The 24,041-nt window shown below is 69.7% G+C and carries 21 protein-coding genes; 9 read left to right on the top strand and 12 right to left on the bottom strand.

Annotated elements, in window-relative coordinates:
- Positions 1-69: 69 nt before the first annotated feature.
- Together BBK82_RS24175 and BBK82_RS54255 are read right to left on the bottom strand one after the other, a co-directional pair.
- On the bottom strand, positions 70-957 hold the full coding sequence (locus BBK82_RS24175) for an IS630 family transposase (protein WP_237048347.1): 888 nt from the start codon (positions 955-957) through the stop codon (positions 70-72).
- The gene (locus tag BBK82_RS54255) at positions 908-1,246 is read right to left on the bottom strand and encodes a helix-turn-helix domain-containing protein (RefSeq protein ID WP_237048345.1); all 339 of its coding nucleotides are present in this window, start codon (positions 1,244-1,246) and stop codon (positions 908-910) included. The genes BBK82_RS24175 and BBK82_RS54255 overlap by 50 nt, the downstream gene beginning before the upstream one ends.
- A gap of 291 nt (positions 1,247-1,537) precedes the next feature.
- Here BBK82_RS54255 and BBK82_RS24170 point away from each other — a divergent pair, with 291 nt between their 5' ends.
- Entirely contained in the window at positions 1,538-2,074 is a 537-nt protein-coding gene (locus BBK82_RS24170) for an HdeD family acid-resistance protein (RefSeq protein ID WP_065917047.1), read from the top strand.
- Here the strand turns inward: BBK82_RS24170 and BBK82_RS24165 are convergent.
- Positions 2,025-3,185, bottom strand: a complete 1,161-nt coding sequence (locus tag BBK82_RS24165; protein ID WP_065917046.1) for a glycosyltransferase 87 family protein — start codon at positions 3,183-3,185, stop codon at positions 2,025-2,027. The genes BBK82_RS24170 and BBK82_RS24165 overlap by 50 nt on opposite strands.
- A gap of 144 nt (positions 3,186-3,329) precedes the next feature.
- On the opposite strand from BBK82_RS24165, the gene BBK82_RS24160 reads away from it, so the two are divergent.
- On the top strand, positions 3,330-3,914 hold the full coding sequence (locus BBK82_RS24160) for a hypothetical protein (protein WP_065921310.1): 585 nt from the start codon (positions 3,330-3,332) through the stop codon (positions 3,912-3,914).
- Positions 3,915-3,945: 31 nt separating this feature from the next.
- Positions 3,946-4,602, top strand: coding sequence for an RES family NAD+ phosphorylase (locus BBK82_RS24155; RefSeq protein WP_065917045.1), 657 nt, complete (start codon positions 3,946-3,948; stop codon positions 4,600-4,602).
- On the opposite strand, the gene BBK82_RS24150 is transcribed toward BBK82_RS24155, so the two are convergent.
- Both BBK82_RS24150 and BBK82_RS24145 read right to left on the bottom strand, forming a co-directional pair.
- On the bottom strand, positions 4,584-6,614 hold the full coding sequence (locus BBK82_RS24150; protein WP_065917044.1) for an ATP-binding protein: 2,031 nt from the start codon (positions 6,612-6,614) through the stop codon (positions 4,584-4,586). The two genes, BBK82_RS24155 and BBK82_RS24150, sit on opposite strands and share 19 nt — an antisense overlap.
- Positions 6,615-6,662: 48 nt before the next feature.
- Positions 6,663-8,753, bottom strand: coding sequence for an ATP-binding protein (locus tag BBK82_RS24145; protein WP_065917043.1), 2,091 nt, complete (start codon positions 8,751-8,753; stop codon positions 6,663-6,665).
- A gap of 84 nt (positions 8,754-8,837) precedes the next feature.
- Between BBK82_RS24145 and BBK82_RS51700 the strand changes: the two genes are divergently transcribed.
- Positions 8,838-9,194, top strand: coding sequence for a hypothetical protein (locus BBK82_RS51700; RefSeq protein ID WP_170067958.1), 357 nt, complete (start codon positions 8,838-8,840; stop codon positions 9,192-9,194).
- Here the strand turns inward: BBK82_RS51700 and BBK82_RS24135 are convergent.
- Positions 9,184-11,046: a S9 family peptidase gene (locus BBK82_RS24135; protein WP_065917041.1), complete on the bottom strand. Its 1,863-nt coding sequence runs from the start codon at positions 11,044-11,046 to the stop codon at positions 9,184-9,186. The two genes, BBK82_RS51700 and BBK82_RS24135, sit on opposite strands and share 11 nt — an antisense overlap.
- 89 nt (positions 11,047-11,135) lie before the next feature.
- Here BBK82_RS24135 and BBK82_RS24130 point away from each other — a divergent pair, with 89 nt between their 5' ends.
- Positions 11,136-12,335 (top strand): metal-dependent hydrolase family protein, encoded by a 1,200-nt coding sequence (locus BBK82_RS24130; protein ID WP_065917040.1) that lies wholly within the window; start codon positions 11,136-11,138, stop codon positions 12,333-12,335.
- A 3-nt stretch (positions 12,336-12,338) separates the two neighbouring features.
- Here the strand turns inward: BBK82_RS24130 and BBK82_RS24125 are convergent, their stop codons facing one another.
- On the bottom strand, positions 12,339-13,337 hold the full coding sequence (locus BBK82_RS24125; protein ID WP_065917039.1) for a TerC family protein: 999 nt from the start codon (positions 13,335-13,337) through the stop codon (positions 12,339-12,341).
- Positions 13,338-13,694: 357 nt separating this feature from the next.
- Here BBK82_RS24125 and BBK82_RS24120 point away from each other — a divergent pair, with 357 nt between their 5' ends.
- The 3 genes from BBK82_RS24120 (at position 13,695) to BBK82_RS24115 (ending at position 17,851) form a co-directional block, all read left to right on the top strand.
- The gene (locus BBK82_RS24120) at positions 13,695-16,544 is read left to right on the top strand and encodes an alpha/beta fold hydrolase (protein WP_065917038.1); all 2,850 of its coding nucleotides are present in this window, start codon (positions 13,695-13,697) and stop codon (positions 16,542-16,544) included.
- Positions 16,537-16,695: a hypothetical protein gene (locus BBK82_RS50460; RefSeq protein ID WP_154697461.1), complete on the top strand. Its 159-nt coding sequence runs from the start codon at positions 16,537-16,539 to the stop codon at positions 16,693-16,695. The genes BBK82_RS24120 and BBK82_RS50460 overlap by 8 nt, the downstream gene beginning before the upstream one ends.
- A gap of 232 nt (positions 16,696-16,927) precedes the next feature.
- Complete coding sequence (locus tag BBK82_RS24115) at positions 16,928-17,851, top strand: ABC transporter permease (RefSeq protein ID WP_065917037.1); 924 nt, start codon at positions 16,928-16,930, stop codon at positions 17,849-17,851.
- On the opposite strand, the gene BBK82_RS24110 is transcribed toward BBK82_RS24115, so the two are convergent.
- The 5 genes from BBK82_RS24110 to BBK82_RS24090 all read right to left on the bottom strand — a co-directional run bounded on the left by BBK82_RS24110 (position 17,852) and on the right by BBK82_RS24090 (position 23,445).
- A complete protein-coding gene (locus BBK82_RS24110; protein WP_065917036.1) occupies positions 17,852-18,256 on the bottom strand; it encodes a VOC family protein in 405 nt (134 codons plus the stop codon). It abuts the gene before it with no gap.
- A 58-nt stretch (positions 18,257-18,314) separates the two neighbouring features.
- Positions 18,315-18,656 carry an MmcQ/YjbR family DNA-binding protein gene (locus tag BBK82_RS24105; protein ID WP_179953799.1) on the bottom strand — a complete coding sequence of 114 codons (342 nt, stop codon included), beginning with the start codon at positions 18,654-18,656 and terminating at the stop codon, positions 18,315-18,317.
- Positions 18,657-18,669: 13 nt separating this feature from the next.
- Positions 18,670-19,101 carry a MarR family winged helix-turn-helix transcriptional regulator gene (locus BBK82_RS24100; RefSeq protein WP_237048344.1) on the bottom strand — a complete coding sequence of 144 codons (432 nt, stop codon included), beginning with the start codon at positions 19,099-19,101 and terminating at the stop codon, positions 18,670-18,672.
- Between the two features lie 1,023 nt (positions 19,102-20,124).
- Positions 20,125-22,284: an excinuclease ABC subunit UvrB gene (uvrB, locus tag BBK82_RS24095; protein ID WP_065917033.1), complete on the bottom strand. Its 2,160-nt coding sequence runs from the start codon at positions 22,282-22,284 to the stop codon at positions 20,125-20,127.
- A 69-nt stretch (positions 22,285-22,353) separates the two neighbouring features.
- Entirely contained in the window at positions 22,354-23,445 is a 1,092-nt protein-coding gene (locus BBK82_RS24090; protein ID WP_065917032.1) for a DUF5685 family protein, read from the bottom strand.
- A gap of 50 nt (positions 23,446-23,495) precedes the next feature.
- Here BBK82_RS24090 and BBK82_RS24085 point away from each other — a divergent pair, with 50 nt between their 5' ends.
- On the top strand, positions 23,496-24,005 hold the full coding sequence (locus BBK82_RS24085; protein ID WP_065917031.1) for a ribonuclease FAU-1 family protein: 510 nt from the start codon (positions 23,496-23,498) through the stop codon (positions 24,003-24,005).
- Positions 24,006-24,041: the final 36 nt, after the last annotated feature.

Raw genomic sequence — 24,041 nt, 5'->3', positions numbered from 1 at the left:
ATTGGAGTGGGCTCTCGCGCACCCCCGAGGGGTCGCTAGTGCGTTGACCACTTAGGTTCGCCGGGTTGGTCAGGCTGCTCGTGGGCGGCCCCAGCGTTGTTGGCGTTCGCTGCGGATGCGGGCTCGTTCCTTGCGTTGGGCCGCCAGGACGTCGGGGTGGCGGGCGTTGGCGTTGCGCCAGCGCAGGTATGCCTGAGTCGTGCGGGCGAGCACGGTGTGGTTGGGGTGGTGGGAGTTGCTCATCGTGAACGTGCGCAGCGGCCCGAACTGGGCCTCGATCGGGTTGGCCCAGGAGGCGTAGGTCGGGGTCAGGCAGAGCTCGACGTTGTTGCGCTCTGCCCATCTTCTGATCTTCGGGGTCTTGTTCGCCGACAGGTTGTCCATGATCACGTAGATCGGGGCGCCGTCCGGTCTCGCCGCTCTGATCGATTTCAGGGCGGCGAGGCCGTGATCACCGCCTTTGCGGCGGCGCATGACACCCCAGAGTTGGTCGTCGACCGGTGAGTAGCAGCCGTGGAAGTAGCGGATGCCGTGCGTGCGGGTGTAAGTCGCGGGCAGCCGGTCAGGGTGGGTTCGTGGTGCCCAGCCCAAGCCGTGGTGCGGGCGGATCGACAAGGGCCCGAACTGGTCGAAGGCGAAACACCGCTTCGGGAACCGGGACGTGACCTCCTCGATCCGGTCGAGCTTGGTGTCGAAGTCCGGGTCGGCCGATTCCTTCCAGGTTCGAGTGCGCTGGAAGGTGATGCCGTGCTCGCGCAGGATCTGCCGGAGTCGTTCCCGGCCGATCCGGATCCGCCGGGCCAGGTCGTGGCTGAGGTGGTCAGCGAGTTTGCGCAGGCTCCACCGGGTGAAGGGCTTGCCCAGCGTGGTGGGCCGGGTGGTGGCCGTCGCCACGATGACTTGTTCGTCATCGGCGCTGATCAGGCGGGGACGGCCTCCCGCCCACTGAGGGTCCAACGCGGCCAGGCCCCCGTTCGTTGAAGGCGTGGATCACGTCGCGGACGGTGTCCTCGTGCGCGCCGAGCAGCCGCGCGATCGCGGGAGCCGGCGTCCCCGATGCCGCGGCCATGATGATCGTCGCCCGACGCACCCGGATCGACTCATGCTTGCCACGACGAGTGATCCGCAGCAGCGTGCGTCCCTCATTCTCGGTTAACCGCCGTGCTCTGACCGGCTCGGCCATCGACGTTTCCTCACGCTCGACAACGACTTCGTCGCCGTCGAGCGTGAGATCAACACAGACCACGAGTCCAGCACCTCGACCGGCGTGTCACTACCCGGCGAACGTTCGTGGTCACCGCACCAGTCGGGATCGATCCAGGCCAGCCACCGCCGCCTCGGCCAGCACCAGACCGGTCACGTCCGCCGACGCACGCAAGGAGCTGCGCACGTCCCGCCCGCACCGCCGGCCGCTTCCACCTCCGGAACGCGAGCGTCACCTCACCTGCCCGGATCCGCTCCCAGTCGGCCACTCGGATCAGCACCGGACGAGCGTCCCAGGTTGCCGGCCCACACGACACCCGACACCATCCGAGCCATGCAACGGTGGTGGCTCTTCACACTGCGCGGAGTGGTCGCGATCCTGTTCGGGCTCGGCGCGCTGGCCTGGCCGGACGCGACCCTGCTGGTGCTGGTCCTGCTCTGGGGCGCCTACACGGTCATCGACGGCGCGACCACCCTCTACGCCGCGATCACCCACAAGCACTGGCCCGCCCGCTGGGCGCTCGCGGGCATCGCCGTCCTGGGCCTGGTCACGGGCCTGGTCGCGTTGTTCTGGCCGGGCCTCACCGCCACCGCGCTGCTGCTCCTGATCGCGGTCTGGGCGCTGGTCACCGGCGTGCTGCAGATCGTCGACGCGGTCCGGCTGCGCAAGGTGATCACGAACGAGTGGTTCTACGTCGTCACGGGCGCCCTGACGACGTTGCTCGGCATCATCCTGATCGTGAACCCGGCGGCGGGCGCGATGGCGTTCGTGGTCACCATCGGGGTGTTCGCGGTGCTGTGGGGCGTGGTGCTGGTGCTGTTCAGCCTGCGGTTGCGACAGCTCGCCGGCGCGCCCGCACAGCGAGCGTGACCAGGACGGCGACTCCCGCGAACACGTAGAGGTTGCCGATCACCTGCTGCCACCACTCCCACTGCTGCTCCACGTCGTTGTCGCGCGGGAACAGCCAGTGCGGCCCCACCGCGAACACCGCCACGACCAGCCACGACGCCCAGTGCCGCAGCAGCGCCGGCCGCGACAGCAGCACCAGTGCGGGCCCGATCCAGATCCAGTGGTGCCCCCACGAGACCGGCGAGATCAGCAGCCCGCCGAGCGCCACCACGAAGAACGCCTCGACCTCGCCGACGCGCGACGCGACCCACCACGTCAGCGCCACGACCAGCAACGACAGCACGACCCAGGTGACCACCTGCGGGCCGCTCTCCAGCCCGAAACGGGCCAGCAGCCCGCGCAGCGACTGGTTCGACGCGTAGGTCAGCCGGCCGACGCGGCTCGGGTCGAGCAGCGCGTGCGTCCAGAACTCGCGCGCGTCGTCGAACCTGATCAGGAACCCGAGCAGCCCGAACGCGAAGAACGACCCGATTGCGACCAGCACCGGCTTCCACTGGCCGCGCGCGACGAAGAACAACGCGAAGAACGCCGGCGTCAGCTTGATCGCCGCGGCCAGCCCGATCAACGCCCCGCGCGGCCACCACCGGGTGCGTTCCAGCAGGCAGTCGGCCATCACCAGCACGCCGAGCAGCAGGTTGACCTGGCCGAACCAGAGCGTCTCGCGCAGCGGGTCGAAGATCGACGACACGGCAGCGGCACCCAAGCCCCACTTGACCGCCTGCGGCCCCCATCCGACCACGCGCGAGGCCGCGATCAGGCACAACGTCGTGAGGAACGCCAGGTTCGCCACGGCCACCACGAGGATCGCCACGACCAGCGGCACCAGCGCCAGCAGGCTGAACAGCGCCGCGGCGGCGACCGGGTAGGTGAAGGGCAGATCGGGGCCACCGAGCGGCTTCGCGAAACCCTCCACGTAGAGCGGCATGCCCTGCAGCAGCGCGTCGCCGCCGTTGCGGTAGACCCGCAGGTCCAGCGACCAGCCGGGAGGGCGCAGCAGCACGTACGTGAGCGTGCCGATCATGACGACGGCCCACGCCACCACGACGCGCTTGGCTCCCCGGTCCAGCTGCATCGGGAAATCCTAGCGATGCGCCTGGTGAGGCCCACGTCACGGACACCGGACCGGAAATCTCACGTAGCGTCGTTGCGTGAACGCACAACGTGGAACTCTGTTGGTGGAGCGCACAAAAGCGCACGCACGGGTTACCCTGTGCGCATGAGCCCCGCGCTGGAGACGGTGCTGGCCAAGGCCGGCCTGCAGGTGACGCCCGACGAGTTCCTCGCTCTCGTGACCGACGCCGCCCGCAGGCTCGCCCCGCCACACCCGGAACCGGCCAGCTACTTCACGCCCGAGCAGCAGTCCGCGCTCGCCGACGTGGGCCTCGACCTGTCCCCGGCCGGCCCCTCGGACGCCAAGCCGCACGCCCGTACCGTGGTGGCGCACGCGGTCCTGCGCGACTCGGCGCTGACCGTCGCCGAGGCCGCGCGCCAGCTCCAGGTCGACACGAGCCGCATCCGGCACCGGCTGGGCGTCGGCAGGCTCGTCGGCTGGAAGGACCGCGGCAGCTGGCGGCTACCTGCCTGGCAGTTCGCCGGCACCGGTGTCCTGCCGGGCCTCGAAACGGTGCTCGCCGCCGTCCCCACCGACCAGCCGGCGCTCGTCGTCGCCGCCTACATGACCACCGCCCAGGAGGACCTGCTGGTCGACGGCAAGCCCGCGACGCCCCGCGAGTGGCTCCTCGCAGGAGGAGACCCGCGCCTCGTCGCCGACCTGGCCTCCGCGCTCGGCACCCCCGCCTGAGCCGTTCCCGCACACCCCCGACAGGACCCGAATGTCACGGCTTCCGCAGCCGCCTGCCCCTGCCGTGCTCCAGGCACACCTGCGCCGCACAGAAGACGTCGTGGCCGTCCACCGCGCCACCCGCCTCGTGCGCGTCTTCACGGCAAAAGGCTCCCACCCGCAGCGCTGGAACACGTTCCGCTACGCAGGCCCCCTGCCGCACGCCCGCTTCGACGCCCAGCCCCCGACCGCGGACGGCATCCCGGCCCCGGACCACGAGAACGGCGTCCTCTACTTCGGCCTGTCCGTGCGCACCTCCATCGCCGAGGTCTTCCAGGCCACCTCGATGGTCGACCGCCGCACCCGCTCCCCGTTCCTGGTCGTCCTGCGCCCCCGCCGCACCCTGCGCCTGCTGGACCTCGGCGGCCTGTGGCCGACGCGCGTGGGTGCCTCCCAGGAGATCTCGACGGGCCCGAAGAACGTGACCCAGGCGTGGGCGCGCGCGATCCGCGCCGCGTACCCCGAGCTGGACGGCCTCTGGTACCGGTCGTCGATGGACTCGGGCGACCCCGCGGTGTGCCTGTGGGACCCGCCGGGGGCTTCGGGGCTGCCGGCCGCACCGGACGTGTTGCTGCCGCTGGACCACCCCGGGCTGGACCTGCCGCTGGCGCGGGTGTGCGAGGAGCTGAACTACACGCTGCTGGGCTGAGCTCCCCGAGCCAGCTCCGCCATGATCGCCGCGGCCTCCTCGTGCCTGGCGGCCGCGTCGCCGGCCTGCCCCAGAGCAGCATGCGCATCTCCGATGCACTGCAACGCCTCGGCCGTGCTCGGCCGGTTGCCCAGGTGCCGGTGCAGCGCAAGCGCTTGCCGCCCGGACACCAGCGCGCGGTCGAACTCACCCGTCCTGAACAGCACGCGACTGGCGATGTTCAACGCGTCGGCTTCCCCGGTCTCGTCCGCCGGCACGAGTGCGCGGTGCAGTTCCAACGCTCTCTCGACGTCGGCCAACGCCTCGTCGAACCTCCCCAACGCGGCGAGGCAGCGCGCCTTCAACGCAAACGAGGACGCGAGCCACGCGCCGTCGTCATCCGGGTGCGTCATCTTCGACATGGTCGCGTGCGTCAGGGCGACGTCGTGCACTCCCCGGGCCAGGAACAGGACCGACAACGCCTCCTGGCAGTGCGCCTGTTGCCTGTGGTCATCGGTCGACATCGCGATCGACAACGCGATCCTGAGCACTCGTTCTGCTTCCTGCCACTCGGACAGCCTGCACAGCGCCCGCCCGAGTCCTCTGTGGACACGAACCCGCGCGATGGGGTCACCGAGCCGCCCCACCGACTCGACCGCCGCCCGGTACACGGCCGCGTAGTCGCGCCAATGTCCTTGCGTGTCGAGGTAGCTCCGCAACGTCAACGCAAGCTGCCAGGCGTGCCTGTCGAACCCCGCGGCCGCCGCGTGACCGACCATGCCCGTCAACACCGCGTGCTCGGCCGCGAACCACTCCGCCGCGTCCGCCGGCCCGGCGAACGTCAGGGGAACCACCACCGGGTCCAGCGTCGGCAGCTCGACCGCGATCCGCTGCGACACCAACGCCCGATCCCCCGCCCACGCCGTGTGCACGTAGAACCCGAACATCCGGCACAGCGCGTCCTCGTCCATCCCCGCCAGCTCCCGCGCGAACAACCGCAACAGGTCGTGGAACCGGAACCGCCCTGGCAGGTACTCGTCCAGCAAGCTCGCCGCGACCAGTTCCCGCAACAGTCCCCGGCATTCCCGCACCCCCGCCAACGCGGCCGCTGCGCAAGCATCGACGTCCGGCCCGGGATGCAACCCCAGCAACCGGAACAACCGCGCCGCCGGTTCTCCCAACGCCCGCACCGACCAGGAGAACACCGCCCGCGCACTCAGCTCGTCCTCACCCAGGTCGAGCGCCTCCAGCCGTCCCGCCCGCAGCTCCGCGACCACCTCACCGACCGGCAGGTGCGGCTGCACCACGATCCGCGCCGCCACGATCGCCAGCGCCAGCGGCAGCCCAGCGCACATCTCGACGATCTCGGCCAACTCGGCGGCGTCCACGTCACCCAGGCGCGCCTTCAGCAACGCCGTGGCCTCACCCGCCGACAACCGGTCGAGCCGCAGCGGCCGCGCCCCGTCCCGCACCACCAGCCCGGCCAGCTGCCGCCGACTGGTCACCACGACGAAACAGCTCGCACTCCCCGGCAACAACGGCCGCACCTGCTCGACCGTGCGCACGTTGTCCAGCACCAGCAACACCCGCCGCCCCGCCACCATGCTGCGGAACAACGCCGCCTGCGCGTCCAAGCTCACCGGAATCGCATCACTCGGCACGCCGAAGGCGTCCAGGAACCCGCGCACCGCCTCCGCCGCCGCCATCGGCTCACGATCCGGCTCGAACCCGCGCATGTTCACGTACAACTGCCCGTCCGGGAACCGGTCGGCCACCCGGTGCGCCCAGTGCAACGCCAACGCGGTCTTGCCCACCCCGGCCGTGCCGTTGACCGCGGAGATCACCACGGCTCCCGAGCTCAACGCCGACTCCAGCTCGTCGATCTCGTCCTGCCGCCCGCAGAACGCGGCCACCTCCAACGGCAGCTGCCGCGGCACGACCTCGTTCACCTGCGGATGGATGTGCACGCCGCCGTGCACGGACCCGGCCTGCACCACCGCGCCGTGCACCGTCCCGGACACCGTGTTGTCCATCGGAACACCATCACGCCGGAACAGGCGCACGCGCAGCGGCCGAACGGGTCAGGTGCCGGGCGAGGACGACGCGTGTCCGGGATTGTCCAGCTCGGCGAGCTTGCGCTTCACCTCGCCCAGCGTCGCGCGCTGAAGCTCCTCCAAGATCGCGACCGCCTCCTCCCAGGCGACGCGGGCGTCATCGGGCCGGTGCAGCGCGCGGTGCACGTCTCCGATGCGCTCCAGCGCCTCGGCGGTGCCCGGCCGGTTGCCGAGGTGCCGGTGCAGGGTGAGCGCCTCCTCGCCACTGCGCATGGCCGGCTCGAGCTCACCCCTGCCCAGCTGGATGAAGCTGATGGTGTTGAGCGCCTCCGCCTCGCCCGTGTGGTCGTTGCGCAGCGCCAGGTCGCGGTGTGCCGCCAAGGCCGCCCGGGAGTGTTCCAACGCCTCGTCGAACCGGCCCAGCGCGGCGTAGCACCGTCCCGCCACGTTGAGGGCGAACCCGCGCCACACGGGGTTGTCGCCGGGCGGGTGCAGGTCGACCGCGGCCTTCGCGTGGTCGAGTGCCCGGTCGGACAGCTGTCGTTCGGAGTACAGCCAGGACAGCGCCTCGTGGCTGTGCGCCTCCTGCCGGCGGTCACCGGTCCGCCGGGTGAAGTCCAGCGCCAGCTTCAGCCACCGTTCCGCCTCGTCCCACTCGGACAGCCTGCTGAGCGCCCTGCCGAGTCCTCTGTGGACTCTCGCCTGCGCCAACGGGTCGGCCAGCCGGTTCACCGAGTCGATCGCCGCGCGGTAGACCGACGCGTAGTCGCGCCAGTGGCCGTGGGTGTCGAGGTAGCTCCGCATCGCCAGCGCGAGCAGCCAGGCGTGCTCGTCGAACCCGGTGGCGGCCGCGTGGCCGACCAGCCCGGTCAGCACCGCGTGTTCGGACGTGAACCAGCGGCTCGCGTCCGCCGGGCCGGTGAAGGTCATCGCGGTGACGACCGGGTCCAGTGCCGGCAGCTCGACGCCGACGCGTTTCGCCACCAACGCCCGGTCGCCCGCCCACACCGAGTGCAGGTAGAAGCCGAGCATCCGCCGCTGGGCGTCGTCATCGGCGCCGGCCAGCTCCCGCGCGAACAGCCTGAGCAGGTCGTGGAAGCGGTACCGGCCGGGCAGGTACTCGTCGACGAGTGTGGCGCGGAGCAGTTCGCGCAGGAGCCTGCGGCAGTCGGCCACCGGAAGACCGGCCAGCGCGGCGGCCGCACGCACGTCGATGTCCGGGCCGGGGTGCAGCCCGAGCAGGCGGAACAACCGTGCCGCCGGCTCCGACAGCGCCCGCACGGACCAGGAGAAGATCGACCGGGGGTTGAAGTGCTCGTCGAGCTCGAGGGCCTCGAGGCGCTCGGCCCGCAGTTCCTCGGCCAGGTTGGCGGCCGGGATGGTGCCCCGTCGGTCGAGCCTGGCGGCGACGATGCTGAGCGCGAGGGGCAGACCGGCACACAGCCGCACCAGCTCGGCCAGCACCGGCGGGTCGAGGTCGCCGAGGCGGTCCCGCAGCAGCGCGGCTGCCTCGTCCTCCGTGAGCAGATCGAGCCGCAGCTGCCTGGCGCCGTGCCGGGCGACCAGGCTGTCCAGGCGGTTGCGACTGGTGACCAGGACGAAGCACCCGGAGGCGCCGGGCAACAAAGGGTGCACCTGGGCGGCTTCGCGCACGTTGTCGAGCACCAGCAGCACCCGCCGACCGGCGACCTTGCTGCGGAACAACGCGGCCTGCGCGTCCAGACCGATCGGCACGGCGTCGCGGGGCACACCGAACGCGTCGAGGAACGCGCGCACCGCCTCGGCCGGAGACATCGGCTCGCGGTCGGGCTCGAACCCGCGCATGTTCACGTACAACTGGCCGTCCGGGAACCGCTCCGCGACCCGGTGGGCCCAGTGCAACGCCAACGCGGTCTTGCCGATGCCCGCGGTGCCGTTGACCGCCGAGATGACCACGGCGTCCGAACCCGTCGCCGACTCGAGCTGTTCGAGCCGGTCGAGTTCGACCTGCCTGCCGCTGAACTTGCCCGCACCGGCGGGGAGTTGCCGCGGCACCACCGCATCGGGCGGCGCGTGCACGGTGACGTTGCCGTACACGTCCCGCGCCTGCACCACCGCGCCGTGCACCGTCCCGGACACCGTGTTGTCTACCGGAACACCATCACGCCGGGGCAGCTGGAGGAACAGCGGCCGAACGGGTCGTGCGTCGGCGAGGATGATCCGGTGACCGACCGGGAACCGATGAAGACGCAGATGCCGGATAGCGCGGCGAGGGCCGTCCTGCTCGAAGCGCGCACGACCAGCGGCGAGGAGCTCGGCGTGTGGGAAGGCGAGGAGGTGGGGGTGGTCCTCGACCTCGTCGCCTCCTTCCCGACCGGCGAGCCGGCCAGGTGCTACAACCCCGCCTACGCGATCGACGTGTACGGCGCGGACGACCCGCTGTTCACGTTGAAGTTCTGCTACGGGTGCTGCTGGGTCGGGGTCGAGGAGTTGGACGAACGCCACCGGCTCGTGGCGTTCGACCCCGGCTCCGCCCCCGCGAGGGAGCTGCTTGACCGGTTCAAGGCGTTCACGCCTTGAGGTAGCGGCCCCACCACTCGAGCACCGCGTCGAACCGCTGCTTGCGGTGCCGCGGCTGTCCCGACCGGGTCAGCTCGTGCCCCTCGCCCGGGAAGATCAGCATCTCCGCCTCCACCCCGCGCCGCCGCAGCGCCACGAACATCCGCTGCGCCTGCTCCAGCGGACAGCGCCAGTCCTGCTCGGAGTGCACGACCGCGAACGGGATGTTGATCTTCTCGACGTAGGTCAGCGGGCTCATCGCGCGCTGGGCCTCGGGGTCGGGGCCGCAGTAGGCGTCCGGGAAGTAGTAGCCGATGTCCGACGAGCCGGTGAACGAGTCCCAGGCGTTCACGGCGCGTTCGCTCCAGGCCGCGCGGAACCGTTCGCCGTGGTGCGCCGACAGCCAGGAGGTCATGAAGCCGCCGTAGGAGCCGCCCATCACGCCCACGCGGTCGGCGTCGCAGTCCGGGCGTTCCAGCGCCACGTCCAGCAACGACAGCACGTCGTCGACGTCGACCGTGCCGAACTTGGCGACCACCGCCTGGCCGTGCGCCTGGCCGTAGCCCGCCGAGCCGCGCGGGTTCGGGAGCACGACGGCGTAGCCGGCGGTCGCGTAGACCTGGGCCTCGTCGAAGAAACCCCAGCTGTGGTACATGAACGGGCCGCCGTGCACGGCCATCACGACCGGGTGCGGGCCGTCGCCGTCGGGCAGCACGAGCCAGCCGTGGACCGGGTAGCCGTCGGACGCGGAACCGTTCAGCTCCACCACCCGGCGGGCCGGAAGACCGGCGAACGACGTGCGCACGCCGGTTCCGACGAGCTCCACCTGGCCGACACAGTCCGGAGTGGACACAACAGCGACCACAGTGGACCCGTCGGCGGCGAACGCCTTCACCACCGCGGAAGAACCGGCGAGCACCTCACCAGGACCGCCCGACAACGGGATCCGCTGCAGTTCCACGGCACCGCGGTTGCGCACCGCCACCAGCACGTCGGAGCCGACGACCACCGGCGGGCCAGAAAGTCGTTCGATGTCAACGGTTTCCACGTCGGTCAACCGCGACGGCTCACCGGAACCGTCCAGCGGCGCCCGCCACAGGCCCGCGTTGCGCGCCACGCCGTCGATGCCGGTGAACTCCGTGCCCACCCAGTAGACGAACGAGTCCGCGACGAACGGCATCGACGTCTCGCCCAGGCCGCGCACCAGCAACGACACCGTTCCACCGGACGCGGGCACGGTGTACAGGTCGCTGAACAACGTCTCGGACACACCGAAGTCGCGCGGCGCCGAGAAGATCAGCTCCGACGAGGACCGCCACGCCGGGTCGGAGACGTCGCAGGAGCCGTCGGTCAGCTCGACGACGGTGCCCTCCAGGTCCACCACGTGCAGCCGCGGCCGGCGGTCGAGCAGGAAGCCGACGTCGTCGACGCGGTAGTCGAGGCGGGTGATGCGGCGCGGCGCCTCGGCCTCGGGGCCGTCGTCGGCGGTGCCGTAGCGGCCGGCTTCCGGGACGCGCGCGACGAACGCGATGCGCGTCGAGTCCGGCGACCACACCGGGGCGCCCGCGCCCAGCGGCAGGTCGGTGAGCTTGCGCGGTTCGCCGCCCGCGGTCGGCATGACGTAGAGCTGCGGCTTCGATTTGCCCGAAACGCGCAGGAAAGCGACCCACGCGCCGTCCGGAGAAATACGCTGGGCTTGGTCACGGTCACCGTGTGTCCACGGTGTCGTGCTGCCGTCGGGGCGGACCCGGTGCAGACCACCGCGGTAGGTGTTGGTCTCCAGGTCGGGCGTGGCAAGGCTGACCAGCACCAGGTCTCCGGACACCGCGACGGTGCCGGGCGTGGTGAGCAGCTCCAGGTCTTCGGGGCGCACGCCACGGACGGTAACAGGTTTCGTTAGCAACGCTCACAACGCTTTGTTGACCGATCACAAAAATTGACTCGGCACATACATTTCCGCGTATGACGCGCATCGTGTTCTCCGGTGGACGGGTCTTCACCGGCACAACGACCGAGCCAGGCGACGTGGTCGTCGAGGGCGACCGCATCGTCGACGTGGGCATCGGCCTCGACGGCGACACCAGGATCGACGCCTCCGGGCACACGCTCCTGCCGGGGCTGTTCGACTGCCACGTGCACTTCATGTTCAGCGGCGCCGACCTCGTCCGCGACCTGAACACGCCGTTCTCGCTGCCCTTCTACCAGGCCATCGGCAACATGCGCGCCACGCTCGACTGCGGCATCACCACGGTCCGCGACGCGCTCGGCGCCGACCTCGGTGTCGCGGAGGCGGTGCGCAGGGGGCTCGTCCAAGGCCCGCGCATGCAGATCGCGATCAACATGGTCTCGCAGACCGGCGGCCACAACGACGACTGGATGCAGTGCGGCGCGCACGTCAGCCCGCCGCTGCACCCCGGCCTGCCCGACACCGTCGCCGACGGCCCCGAGGAGCTGCGCAAGGTCGTCCGCACACTGGTCCGGCACGGCGCGGACATCATCAAGATCGCCTCCAGCGGCGGCGTGCTGTCACCGCGCAGCAACCCGCGGCACGCGCACTTCCGCGACGACGAGATCGCGATGATCGTGCAGGAGGCCGCCGCCGCCGGCATCGCGGTGATGTCGCACGCCATGAGCGGCGATGGCATCCTCACCGCCGTGCGCAACGGCGTCCGGTCCATCGAGCACGGCGTCTTCCTCACCGACGAGGGCGTCGAGGAGATGCTCAAGAACGGCACCTGGCTCGTGCCCACGCTGATGGCGCCGCGCATGGTGCTCGACCAGGCCGCCCAGGGCGTGGCGATCTCGGACGTCGTGCTGGACAAGGCGAAAGCCGTGGTGACGCAACACTTCCAGTCGTTCCAGAAGGCGCACCAGGCCGGCGTGAAGATCGCGATGGGCACCGACTCGGGCGTGGGACCGCACGGGAACAACCTCACCGAGCTCACCCTGATGACCGAGTACGGCATGACGCCCGCGGAGGCACTGCACGCCACCACGCAGTCCGCGGCGGCGTTGCTGCGCCTGGAAAACGAGCTCGGCGAGCTCGCACCGGGCAAGCTCGCCGATCTCGTTCTCATCGAGGGTGACGCCGAACAGCACGTGAAGGCCGGAACGCTGAAGCAGGCCGTCCGCGCCGTCTACCAGAACGGCGTCCCGCTCTGACAGCTAGTGGTCGGCGCCGACGTGCTTGGCGGCTTCCGGGTGGCGCTTCACCTTGAGCAGGCTGGCGATCGTCGTGATCGCCAGCACGCCGATGATCACCGACAGCGAGACCTCGATGCCGATGGTCGGCACGTGGAAGGGCTCGCCGCCGTTGAGGAACGGCAGGCTGTTCGTGTGGAGCGCCTCCAGGATCAGCTTCACGCCGATGAAGCCGAGGATCACCGCGAGGCCGATCGACAGGTAGATGAGCTTCGCCAGCAGGCCACCGAGCAGGAAGTACAGCTGGCGCAGACCCATCAGCGCGAACGCGTTGGCCGTGAACACCAGGAACGGCTCCTTGGTGAGGCCGAAGATCGCGGGGATCGAGTCGAGCGCGAAGAGCAGGTCGGTGGAGCCGATCGCGACCATCACGATGAACATCGGGGTCACGAAGCGCTTGCCGTCGATCTTGATGAACGACTTGGAGCCGTGGAACTCGTTGGTGACCGGGAAAACCTTGCGCACCATGCGCAGCATCAGGTTCTCCTTGTACTCCTCTTCCTCGTCGTGGTTCTCCCGCGCCAGCTGCCAGCCGGTGTAGATGAGGAACGCGCCGAAGATGAAGAAGACCCAGCTGAACTGCGCGATGAGCGCGGCGCCGAGCGCGATGAAGATGCCTCGCATGACGAGCGCGAGCAGGATGCCGATCAGCAGCACCTTGTGCTGGTGGATCGCGGGCACCTTGAACGTCGTCATGATGATCAAGAAGATGAACAGGTTGTCGACGCTCAACGAGTACTCGGTGATGTACCCGGCGAAGAACTCCGTCGCGTACTGACCGCCGGAGAAGTACCAGATACCGGCGCCGAAGAGCGCCGCCATCGCAACGTAGAAGGTCACCCACCGGGCTGCTTCACCGATCGTCACCTCATGGGGTTTTCGATCGACGATCACAAGGTCCACGGCGAGCAGGACGAGCAGACCAACGATCGTCGCGATCCACATCCATGCGGGGACGTTCACAACCCAACCTCCGGGATCTCAGCGCATGCCAAACAACCCGGAGGTCTCCTCCGCCGCCGAGATGATCTCTCGAGCGACCAACGGCACCGGGAGCCGGTGAAACCGGGCTCCGTACTGACGACACCGCCGCTTAGGGAGTACTCCCCTCCATCCTGCGTGAATATTGTGCTCTACGGAGACCGCTTAGCGCCACACAGGGTGAGCAGACCCACGCAACCAGGTGCAACGGGAATACGTTCCGTGCTGACGGGGTTCTGGCAGCTCCTACCTGAAGGACGGCTGAAGATCCACTCTTGCTGAGACCGGCAGCGGATCCCGACAGGTGGTTCTCAGCGAAACTCGCATATCGTCATCGCTGTGTCCCGCCTCTCCCGCATTCGCGGCAGGTGGTCGATCCCCGCTCTGATAGTTGTCGCGGCCCTCGTGGCCGGTGGCTTCTTCTTCACCAGATCAGGCGACGACCCCGCGCCCGTGCAGTTCAAAGAAGCGAACATCGACGCACCTGAGAGCCCTGACAGCGCTCAGACGGTGACGATCGAGACGCGTCTTTACCTCCCCCAGCAGACGCCCGCGCCCGCGATCATGCTCGCGCACGGTTTCGGCGGCAGTCTGCGCAGCGTGCACACGCAGGCGGAGGAGTTCGCCCGGCGCGGCTTCGTCGTGCTGACGTGGTCCGCGCGCGGTTTCGGCCGCAGCACCGGCCAGATCGCGCTGAACTCCCTCGACCGCGAGGTCCGCGACGCGCAGAAGCTGCTCGACTTCCTCGCGACACGTGACGAGGTGCAGAAGGACTCCGGTGGCGACCCGCGCGTGGGCGTGACCGGTGCCTCCTACGGCGGCGCGCTGTCGTTGCTGCTCGCCGGCACCGACAAGCGCGTCGACACGCTCGTGCCGGTCATCACCTACAACGACCTCGCGCAGGCGCTGCTGCCGAACTCCGCTTCGGCCACGGCCCGCTCGGACGCCACCCCCGCGGCGACGTCGTTCGGTGAGGACGGCGTCTTCAAGCGGTCGTGGGCGGGCATCTTCTTCTCCGCGGGCATGACGTCGATCGACCTCTCCTCACCCACGGGTGACGCGCCCGAGATGGGCGAGGAGGAGTCGAGCCAGAACCAGGCACCGGTGCAGCAACAGCAGCAGCCGGGCGGCAACTCGGGCGCGGGCTCACAGCCGCCGCCCACGCCGTCGCTGGGCGCCTGCGGCCGGTTCACGCCCGCCGTGTGCACCGCGTACACCGAGGTCGCGACGACGGGCAAGGCCTCGCAGCAGACGCTCGACCTGCTGCGCCGCTCCTCGCCGGTCGAGGTGACCGACAAGATCACCCAGCCGACCATGCTGGTGCAGGGCGAGCAGGACACGCTCTTCGGCCTCGACCAGTCCGACGCCACCGCGCGGCAGATCGCCGCAGCCGGCGGCAAGGTGAAGACGGTCTGGTACGCGGGCGGTCACGACGGCGGCAACCCCGGCGCCCAGCTGCGCGGGGAGATCGCCGACTGGATGGTCTTCCACCTGCAGGGCAAGGGCACCGACCCCGGCACCGGCTTCGAGTACGCGGTGCAGGGCGCGTTCCGCTCGTCGGGCACCCCGTCGCTGCGCACGGTCGTCGCGCCCTCCTACCCCGGTCTGGCCTCCGGTTCCACGACGGAGCGCCGTTCGGTGAAGCTGAGCGGCCGCGAGCAGGTCGCGGTGAACCCCGCCGGCGGCAACCCGGCGGCGATCTCGAACCTGCCCGGCCTCGGTTCGGCGCTGGCGCGGTCGTCGTCGATCTCGTCGCGACTGTCGCTCGACCTGCCCGGTCAGGCGGCGGTGTTCCAGTCCGACGCGCTGACCTCGCAGCTGCTGCTGACCGGTTCGTCCACGGTCAAGCTGCGGGTGGCGCGCGGTGACCAGACCAGCGGCGAGGCGATCCTCTTCGCGAAGCTCTACGACGTGTCGAAGGACGGCACGCGCGTGCTGCCCGGCTCGGCCGTGGCTCCGTTCCGCGTGGCGCTGCCGCCGGACGGTTCCGCCGCCGAGGTGACGGTGACGCTGCCGCCGGCCGTGCGCCCGGTCGAGAGCGAGCACAAGCTGGCCCTGGTGGTCTCGACGACGGACCAGGCGTTCGCGAACGCCGAGCAGCCCGCCGCGTACCGCATCTCGCTGGCCGACGAGTCGATCTCCGTGCCCGTCGTGCCCGGCCGCAACGTGACGACCGGCTTCCCGGTGGCCGCGCTGTGGGGCATCGTGATCGCGCTGCTGGTGCTGGTCGCGGCCGGTGTGGTGGCGATGTTCCGCCGCCGCCTCGCGCACGACTCCGACCCGGAGCTGGCCGAGGTGCCGCTGGTCATCTCGAACCTCACGAAGTCCTACCCCGGCGGCCTCACGGCCGTGAAGGACCTGTCGTTCCGCGTGGAACACGGCCAGGTGCTCGGCCTGCTCGGCCCCAACGGCGCCGGCAAGACCACGACGCTGCGCATGGTCATGGGCCTGATTCACCCGTCCGAGGGACACATCCGGGTCTTCGGCCACAAGGTGACGCCCGGCGCGCCCGTGCTGTCGCGCATCGGTTCGTTCGTCGAGGGCTCCGGCTTCCTGCCGCATCTCTCCGGCGCCGAGAACCTGCGCCTGTACTGGGCCGCCACCGGCCGTCCGCTGGCCGAGGCGCACGTCGAGGAGGCGCTGGAGATCGCGGGCCTCGGCAACGCCGTGAACCGCCGCACCCGCACCTACAGCCAGGGCATGAGGCAGCGCCTCGCGATCGCCCAGGCCATGCTCGGCCTCCCGGACCTGCTGATCCTGGACGAACCGACCAACGGTCTCGACCCGCCCCAGATCCACCAGATGCGCGAGGTCCTGCGCCGCTACGCCGCAGCCGGCCGCACCGTCCTGGTGTCGTCGCACCTGCTGGCCGAGGTCGAGCAGACCTGCTCGCACGTGGTCGTGATGCACAAGGGCCAGCTCGTCGCCGCGGGCGAGGTGGCCGACATCGCGGCAGGCGGCGGCGAGGCGACGTTCCGCGTCGACTCCCCGTCGAAGGCAGCGGAGGTGCTGCGTGACCTCGAAGGCGTGCACGACGTGCACGAGGACGAGGACGCCGTGCACGCGTCGCTGAACGGCGTCCCGCGCGCGACCGCACTATCGGCCCTCGTGACCGCCGGTGTGGCCGTGGACCAGGCGGGCCCGCGACGCAGGCTGGAAGACGCGTTCTTGGAGCTGGTCGGTGAATGACTTCCTGATGGCAGCGGCGTCCGCCACGGCGGACGCCCCGGACCCGGCCTCGCTCGAGGTGCTGACCGAGGCGGGCCTCGACGTGGCGGCCGACGAAGCCGTGGACGGGACCGTGAACGGATTCGTGGACGAGCAGGAGCGTGCCGGATGACCTCACTGCCCACCACGCGGCCTCTGGCGAACGCCAACCGCACCCGCCTGACCGCGGGCCTGACCACCGGCCGGAGCTCCAGCCAGAGTTCCGGCCTGAGCTCCGGCAGGCACGCTCCCGCAGGCGTCCCCTCCTCGTGCGAGCGCACGTCGCCCGCGCGCGAAGGGGGTCCCCTTGACTCAATTATCCCAGGCAGCACCGACAATTTCGGCGCGCACGAGGAGGTGGACCGGTGAGCGAGAACGGCGTCCACACCGACCCCGGAGCGATCAGCGACCTGACCGAGGCCGCCGCCCAGCAGCACACCGAGGTGGCCGAGGACGGCTCCTCGAAGGGCTACAAGGCGCGCAGGACCCTGCGGATCAGCGTCGAGCTGCAACGCCAGCTCAAGCGCCGCCGGACCCAGCTCGTGCTGGGCTTCCTGGTGCTGCTGCCGTTCATCCTGGCGCTGAGCTTCGAGCTCGGCGAGAGCCAGAACCGCCGCTCCGGCGGGTTCGTGGACCTCGCCACGGCCAGCGGCATCAACTTCGTGGTGCTCACGCTGTTCGTGAGCGGCAGCTTCCTGCTGCCGATGATCGTGGCGCTGTTCTTCGGCGACACGATCGCGTCCGAAGCGTCGTGGTCGAGCCTCAAGTACCTGCTGGCCGCACCGATTCCGCGGCACCGGCTGTTGCGGCAGAAGGCGATCAGCAGCGGCATCCTCAGCTTCTTCGCCCTCGCGCTGCTGCCGGCGGTGGCACTCGGCGTCGGCGTGCTCTGGTACGGCGCGGGCGAGGTGGTGAGCCCGACCGGTGAGGCGGCACCGTTCGCGGACGGCGTGCTCGGCATGGCGCTCGCCGTCTGCTACATCGCGATCAACCTGTTCTGGGTCGCGGGCCTGGCGCTGTTCCTGTCCGTGTCCACCGACGCGCCACTGGGCGCTGTCGGCGGCACGGTGCTCGTGTCGATCCTGTCGCAGATCCTCGACCAGATCGAACCGCTCGAGGACCTGCGCAACTACCTGCCGACGCACTACTCGATGGCGTGGGCCGACCTGCTCTCGACCGATGTGGACTGGTCGGAGATGACGCGCGGGGTGTTCTCCGCGCTCGTCTACGGCGGCATCTTCACGTTGCTCGCGGCGCGCCGGTTCGTCACCAAGGACATCACCAGCTAGCTAGTGCTTGCCCTGCACACAGAACTCGTTGCCCTCGGGGTCGAGCATGACGACCCAGTGCCCCATCGCACCCTGGTCGAACTCCTCGACCTTGGTCGCACCGAGGGCGACGAGCCGGTCGACGGCTTCAAGACCCGCGTTCACATCGAGGTGGACGCGGTTCTTGGCCGTCTTGCCCTCCGGCACGCGCTGGAAGAAGAACCGCGGCCCTGAACCGTCCGGGTCGATGATCGCCGAGTAGTCGTTGCGCCGCTCCCGCGGGATGTTGTTCGCCTCGGCGAACGCCTCCCACGTCTCGAACCCGGCAGGCGGCGGCTGCACCACGTAACCGAGCGCCTCCGCCCAGAAGGCGGCCAGCCTGGCCGGGTCCGCCGCGTCCATCGTCACCTGGATTTCGGTTGCCATGACGCCACCGTAAAACCCAATGCGGACAACCACTGTCCGGAGTAGCGGACAGCCACTCCTAGACGGGCCGCTTCCTCTTGGGCAACCGCGCGACGACGGCCTCGTAGGACCCGTCCACCAGCTCCAACAGGTCGTCGTCGGGCACCGCCCCCTTGAGCGCGATGGTGTTCCACCCGTACCGCCCGATGTACCCGCTCACCGTGATGTCATCGGGAAAGCGCTCCCGCCACACCGCAGCGGCCTCGGCATCAGCTCCGCACTTCAACCCGACGGTGTGCACGTCGAGTCCGACGAACGCGAAGGCCTTGCCGCCCACCTTGCAGACGAGCTCGGCCTCACCCCACGGATACGTCTCCTCGGCACCGGGCTTCGCGGCGCAGTAGGCGATCAGCTCGTCCATTGTCACAACACGATTATCGCGCGCCGAAGACCGCAACGAAACGCGTCAACAACCCGGCGAACACCACCCGCTCCTCATCACTCCAGTCAGCCATCGCCGCCGCACAAGCCGCCTGCCGCGCCCGGTGCAGATCAGCACTGGTGGCCCGCCCCCTCGGCGTGCGCACGAGCAATACCCGCCTCCCATCAGCTTTGTCCGCAACCCGAGCCACCAACCCGGCATCAACAGCACTGGTGACGAGCTTGCTGGCCCGAGGCTGATCGACGTGCAACGCCGCCGCCACCCCGGAAACCGTTGCCTGCGAACCGCTCCGCTCCGCCGCCTCGATCACGTCCAGCACCTCGAAGGCCGGCACGGCCAACTCGGCAAGGGCCCTGCGTGACTGGCTGCGTCGCATAGCGATCAGCGCCTGCTCCACCGCGGCAAGGTGGGTCTCGACGTCCACCCGGGAGATCATGGCCGTCCCGAGTCACAAAGAGTGTTGTCAGCCGACATCTCACCCCAGAGGGCGATTCACGCGACGACTTTCTTGCGCATCCACGGGATTTCATCACCCACCGCGTTCGCTGGTCTAACGGTCAGCGACAGAGCCGGGTGATTGGTCGTCTGTCCACAGTGGATTGCTGCGGGTGCGGTGGCGGTGGAGGGGCGCGGCGGGCGGATTGCAGGCTCGCGCAGGGGTCCCCTTCGATGTTGGGTCCCCGCGGCCCAACGTACTCGCGAGGTCTGACAATTTCGGGCTGCGACAGCAACAGTGCCGACCGGGGCAAGCCAAGCCGGGTGGAGGCAATCAGGCGAGGCAAGGCAGACCGCCTCGGCTCACGTCTGGGCGAGCCGAACCAGGTGGAGGCGAAGCGACGCGGGCCCAGGCGAGGAGGCGAAGCGAGCGGGGCGGCGGAGCAGGGCGGCGAGAGCGAGGGCGGCCGGGGAGGCGAAGCGGGCAAGGCTTTGTGGCAAGGCTTCGCGGCGGTGCGCCAAGGCTTCGCGGCGGGTGCGCTGAGGCGCTTAGCGGCGAGCGCACGACAAGGCCCGACAGCGAGAGCACGGCGGAGCCCCAAGGGCATGCCTGGGCCAGGCCAGGTGATCGAGCGAAGCGAGACGAATCGACCCGTCCCCGCCGGGCGAGCCTCATCGAGCCGGAGGCGAGGCGTTTCAACCTGCAGCGACGGGTAGCGGTGACACCCACCGGCATCGCGATTGGGGCTTGACTTTGAGTGCGGGGCGATACGCTTGGTTCGGAACGGCCGGGCTCTTTTCAGCCCGGCTTTTGAAGGCCGATGCATCGCCCCGCCAGAGGCTCGAAGTCAAGCCCCAATCGCTATCGTCGCGAAGCGGCGATGAACTCCACAATTTCGGCCAGTGTCTGATCAACCACGCACCCAAGGTGATCGACCAGGTGCGGACCCCAGCCCGCACCCCAAGCCACCACAACCCCGAGCGCGCCGTCCGGCGCCCTCTGAGCAAGCCTTTACTTCACGCCCGCCGCATCCATCCCCCGCAGCTCCTTCTTCAGGTCCTGGATCTCGTCCCTCAGCCGCGCCGCCAGCTCGAACTGCAGGTCCCGGGCTGCGTTCATCATCTGGTCCGTCAGCTGCTGCACCAGGTCGGCCAGCTCCGACCGGGCCATGCCGGCGCGTTCGTGGGACTGCAGGACGCCGGAGGAGCGGCCGCTTTCGCCGGTGGCGCGTTTGCCGCGGGACTGGTTGCGGCCGGAGCCGCCGACCGGGACGTCGTCGGCCTCGGAGTAGACGGCTTCGAGGATGTCGGTGATCTTCTTGCGGAGCGGTTGGGGGTCGAGGCCGCGTTCCTCGTTGTAGGCGACCTGCTTGGCGCGGCGGCGGTTGGTTTCGTCGATGGCGTGGCGCATGGAGTCGGTGATGCGGTCCGCGTACATGTGGACCTCGCCGGAGACGTTGCGGGCCGCGCGGCCGATCGTCTGCACCAGGGAGGTGCCGGAGCGCAGGAAGCCTTCCTTGTCCGCGTCGAGGATGGCGACCAGGGAGACCTCGGGGAGGTCGAGGCCCTCGCGCAGCAGGTTGATGCCGATGAGGACGTCGTACTCGCCCAGGCGGAGCTGGCGGAGCAGTTCGACGCGGCGCAGCGTGTCGACCTCGGAGTGGAGGTAGCGGACGCGGATGCCGAGTTCGAGGAGGTAGTCGGTGAGGTCCTCGGCCATCTTCTTGGTCAGGGTGGTGACCAGGACGCGCTCGTCGCGCTCTGCCCGTTCGCGGATGGAGTGGACCAGGTCGTCGATCTGGCCCTCGGTCGGCTTCACGACGACCTCGGGGTCGACCAGGCCGGTGGGGCGGATGACCTGCTCGACGAACTCGCCGCCGGACTGGCCCAGCTCGTAGGGGCCCGGCGTGGCGGAGAGGTAGACGACCTGGCCGATGCGGTCGGCGAACTCCTCCCACGTCAGCGGGCGGTTGTCGAGCGCGGACGGGAGGCGGAAGCCGTGTTCGACGAGGTTGCGCTTGCGGGAGGCGTCGCCCTCGTACATGCCGCCGATCTGCGGGACGGTCACGTGCGACTCGTCGATGACCATCAGGAAGTCGTCGGGGAAGTAGTCGAGCAGCGTGGCCGGTGCGGTGCCGGGGCCGCGGCCGTCGATGTGGCGCGAGTAGTTCTCGATGCCGTTGCAGAAGCCGACCTGGCGCATCATCTCGATGTCGTAGGACGTGCGCATGCGCAGGCGCTGGGCTTCGAGCAGCTTGCCCTGGCGCTCCATCTGGGCGAGCGTCGTCTCCAGCTCCGCCTCGATGTCGCGGATCGCGCGCTCCATGCGCTCCGGGCCCGCGACGTAGTGGGTGGCAGGGAAGATCCGCAGGTCGTCGACCTCGCGCACCACGTCACCGGTCAGCGGGTGCAGGTAGTAGAGCTTGTCGATCTCGTCGCCGAAGAACTCGACGCGCACGGCGAGCTCCTCGTAGGACGGGATGATCTCCACCGTGTCGCCGCGCACCCGGAACGAGCCACGGGTGAACGACATGTCGTTGCGGCTGTACTGCACGTCGACCAGGGCGCGCAGGAACTTGTCGCGCTCCACCTCGGCGCCCACGGCCAGCGGGATCGAGCGGTCGAGGTAGGACTGCGGGGTGCCGAGGCCGTAGATGCACGAGACGGAGGCGACCACGATGACGTCGCGCCGGGTCAGCAGCGACATGGTGGCGGAGTGTCGCAGCCGCTCGACGTCCTCGTTGATCGAGGAGTCCTTCTCGATGTAGGTGTCCGTCTGCGGGATGTACGCCTCTGGCTGGTAGTAGTCGTAGTAGCTGACGAAGTACTCCACCGCGTTGTGCGGGAAGAGCTCCTTCAGCTCGTTCGCCAGCTGCGCGGCCAGCGTCTTGTTCGGCGCCATGACCAGCGTCGGCCGCTGCAGCTTCTCGACCAGCCACGCCGTCGTCGCCGACTTGCCGGTACCGGTGGCACCGAGCAGCACGACGTCGCGCTCGCCCGAGCGCACCCGCCTCTCCAGATCGGCGATGGCGGCCGGCTGGTCGCCCGCCGGCACGTAGTCGCTGACCACGCGGAACTGCCCGCCGGTCCGGGTGATCTCGCCGACGGGACGGTGCTCGGAGTGCGCCTTGACGGTGCTCTCCTCTGGTGGGAGCTCGGTTGCGAATGCCACGGGAAGCACGTTACGCCGGGGGTCTGACAATTTCAGATTGCGCCTGGTCAGCACCCCTTGACGGCATGATCAGCAGCTGCAGTCGCAGTCACAGTTCGGGCCGCAGTCGCCGCCGTCGCACCCGTCGCGCCGCTTGTCGCTCCACGGCCCCGGGAACGGGTCGCGGCAGCAGAACTGGCACGTGCCGCACATGTAGAGGAACGCCCCGCACCCCGTGAAGCACCCGCGCGGCTGACGCTGCCAGTTCAGCCTCGGGTACGCCCACAGCCCGCTGCCGGGGTCCGACCAGCGCGGCTTGCCCGGCGGGTACTGGTGCCGCTTCCGCTTGCCGAACGCCCGGACGACCGACTCCTCCAGCTCGTGCACCAGCAGTTTGTGTACCAGCCGCCCGTCCACGAACTCCACCTCGGCCAGCGCGAGCCTGATCCCCGCCAACGCGTCCAGGCACAGCCGGTGCGCCTCCTGCACCGTCGTCCCGGTGGCCAGCAACGGGTTCCACGCTCCCGCCGCCCGGTCCTCCTCCAGGTCCTCCACCGCGTCGATCAGGTGCGCGACCCGCCCGAACAGCCGCCCGACCTCGCGCAACGGCTCCGCGTTCGCCGGCCGCCCCGCGATGATCGCCGTCTGCGCCACCGCGAACCCGGTCGCGGTCTCCGTCGGCTCGGTCACCACCAGCACCGAGCTGCCCAGCCCCGCCGCCGCCTCGACGATTGTCTGCCGCCGCACCGAGTCGACCATCACCGACGCGTCGAACCCCAGGTCGGACGCCGTGCCGACGCCCTTGGCCGCCCACCGCTGGGCCACCGCGCGCCCCGCCCAGCCGACCCGCCCGGCGAGCCCGTCCCCGTCGTCCACGTGGTCGTGGATCTTCAACGACGCCAGCACCAGCGACACCGACGCCGCCAGCCGCGCACCCGACCCGACGGCCACGTCCGCGGACTTCATGCCCCGCAACGCACACGGCCCGGCCGAGCGGCGCGACAACCCGGTCTGCGCCTCGACCACGGCCGAGATCATCAACCCGTCGTAGTTGGTGACCAGACGTGACAGATGACCGTGCTCGTCACGCAACGACAAGCACATCCCGCACAGGTGCGCGAGCCACGCGGACCGCAGCTCAGCGCCCAGTCTGTTGCGGCAGGGGCGGATGATCCCGAACATGCGCGAGATCCTAAGTGGCCGTTGACGAAAGTGGTGGCAGTATCGCTGACGTGGCACACATCCATCCGCCGAAGATCGAGTACTTCGACCTGGACGCCAAGAGCAACACCGACCCCAAGGGGCAGCTGAGGAGCGTCGACGAGTACCGCCTCACCCCGACGGGCCTCTACATGTTCCGGCCGCTCGCCGGGCACCCGAAGATCAGCCACTTCGAGAGCTGGTTCGTGCCCAAGCTGAACCTGCGGGTCACCCGCCAGTCCTGGCACCGCGGCCACGAGCAGGACTTCGACTTCTACGTCGACGTCGTGGAGATCTCGGCGATCGGCAGCGTGTGGAGGACGACCGATCTCTACCTCGACCTGCTGGTCCGGACGGGCCGCAGCACCACCGTGCTCGACACCGACGAGCTGATCTCCGCGGTCCAGCACAACCTGATCTCCGCGGAACGCGCGCAATGGGCGTTGGAAACCACCTATGCGGCGGTGTCCGGTATTTCAGCACACGGTCACGATGTAGTCAGATGGCTCGCCTATTCGGGTTGCTCCACGACCTGGCGTTGATACACAGAGTGTAGTCGTCATCTGACCGTGACGTAA

Origin of the sequence: Lentzea guizhouensis, from assembly GCF_001701025.1 — a bacterium.
GTDB classification, from domain to species: domain Bacteria; phylum Actinomycetota; class Actinomycetes; order Mycobacteriales; family Pseudonocardiaceae; genus Lentzea; species Lentzea guizhouensis.
Note: the sequence above shows the minus strand (reverse complement) of the source record. Positions and strands in the feature narration are given on the sequence as shown.

Coding starts and splice junctions, on each gene's coding strand:
- BBK82_RS24170 (WP_065917047.1), top strand. CDS start 1,538: ATGCAACGGTGGTGGCTCTTCACACTGCGCGGAGTGGTCGCGATCCTG.
- BBK82_RS24165 (WP_065917046.1), bottom strand. CDS start 3,185: ATGCAGCTGGACCGGGGAGCCAAGCGCGTCGTGGTGGCGTGGGCCGTC.
- BBK82_RS24160 (WP_065921310.1), top strand. CDS start 3,330: ATGAGCCCCGCGCTGGAGACGGTGCTGGCCAAGGCCGGCCTGCAGGTG.
- BBK82_RS24155 (WP_065917045.1), top strand. CDS start 3,946: ATGTCACGGCTTCCGCAGCCGCCTGCCCCTGCCGTGCTCCAGGCACAC.
- BBK82_RS24150 (WP_065917044.1), bottom strand. CDS start 6,614: ATGGACAACACGGTGTCCGGGACGGTGCACGGCGCGGTGGTGCAGGCC.
- BBK82_RS24130 (WP_065917040.1), top strand. CDS start 11,136: ATGACGCGCATCGTGTTCTCCGGTGGACGGGTCTTCACCGGCACAACG.
- BBK82_RS24110 (WP_065917036.1), bottom strand. CDS start 18,256: ATGGCAACCGAAATCCAGGTGACGATGGACGCGGCGGACCCGGCCAGG.
- BBK82_RS24105 (WP_179953799.1), bottom strand. CDS start 18,656: ATGGACGAGCTGATCGCCTACTGCGCCGCGAAGCCCGGTGCCGAGGAG.
- BBK82_RS24090 (WP_065917032.1), bottom strand. CDS start 23,445: ATGTTCGGGATCATCCGCCCCTGCCGCAACAGACTGGGCGCTGAGCTG.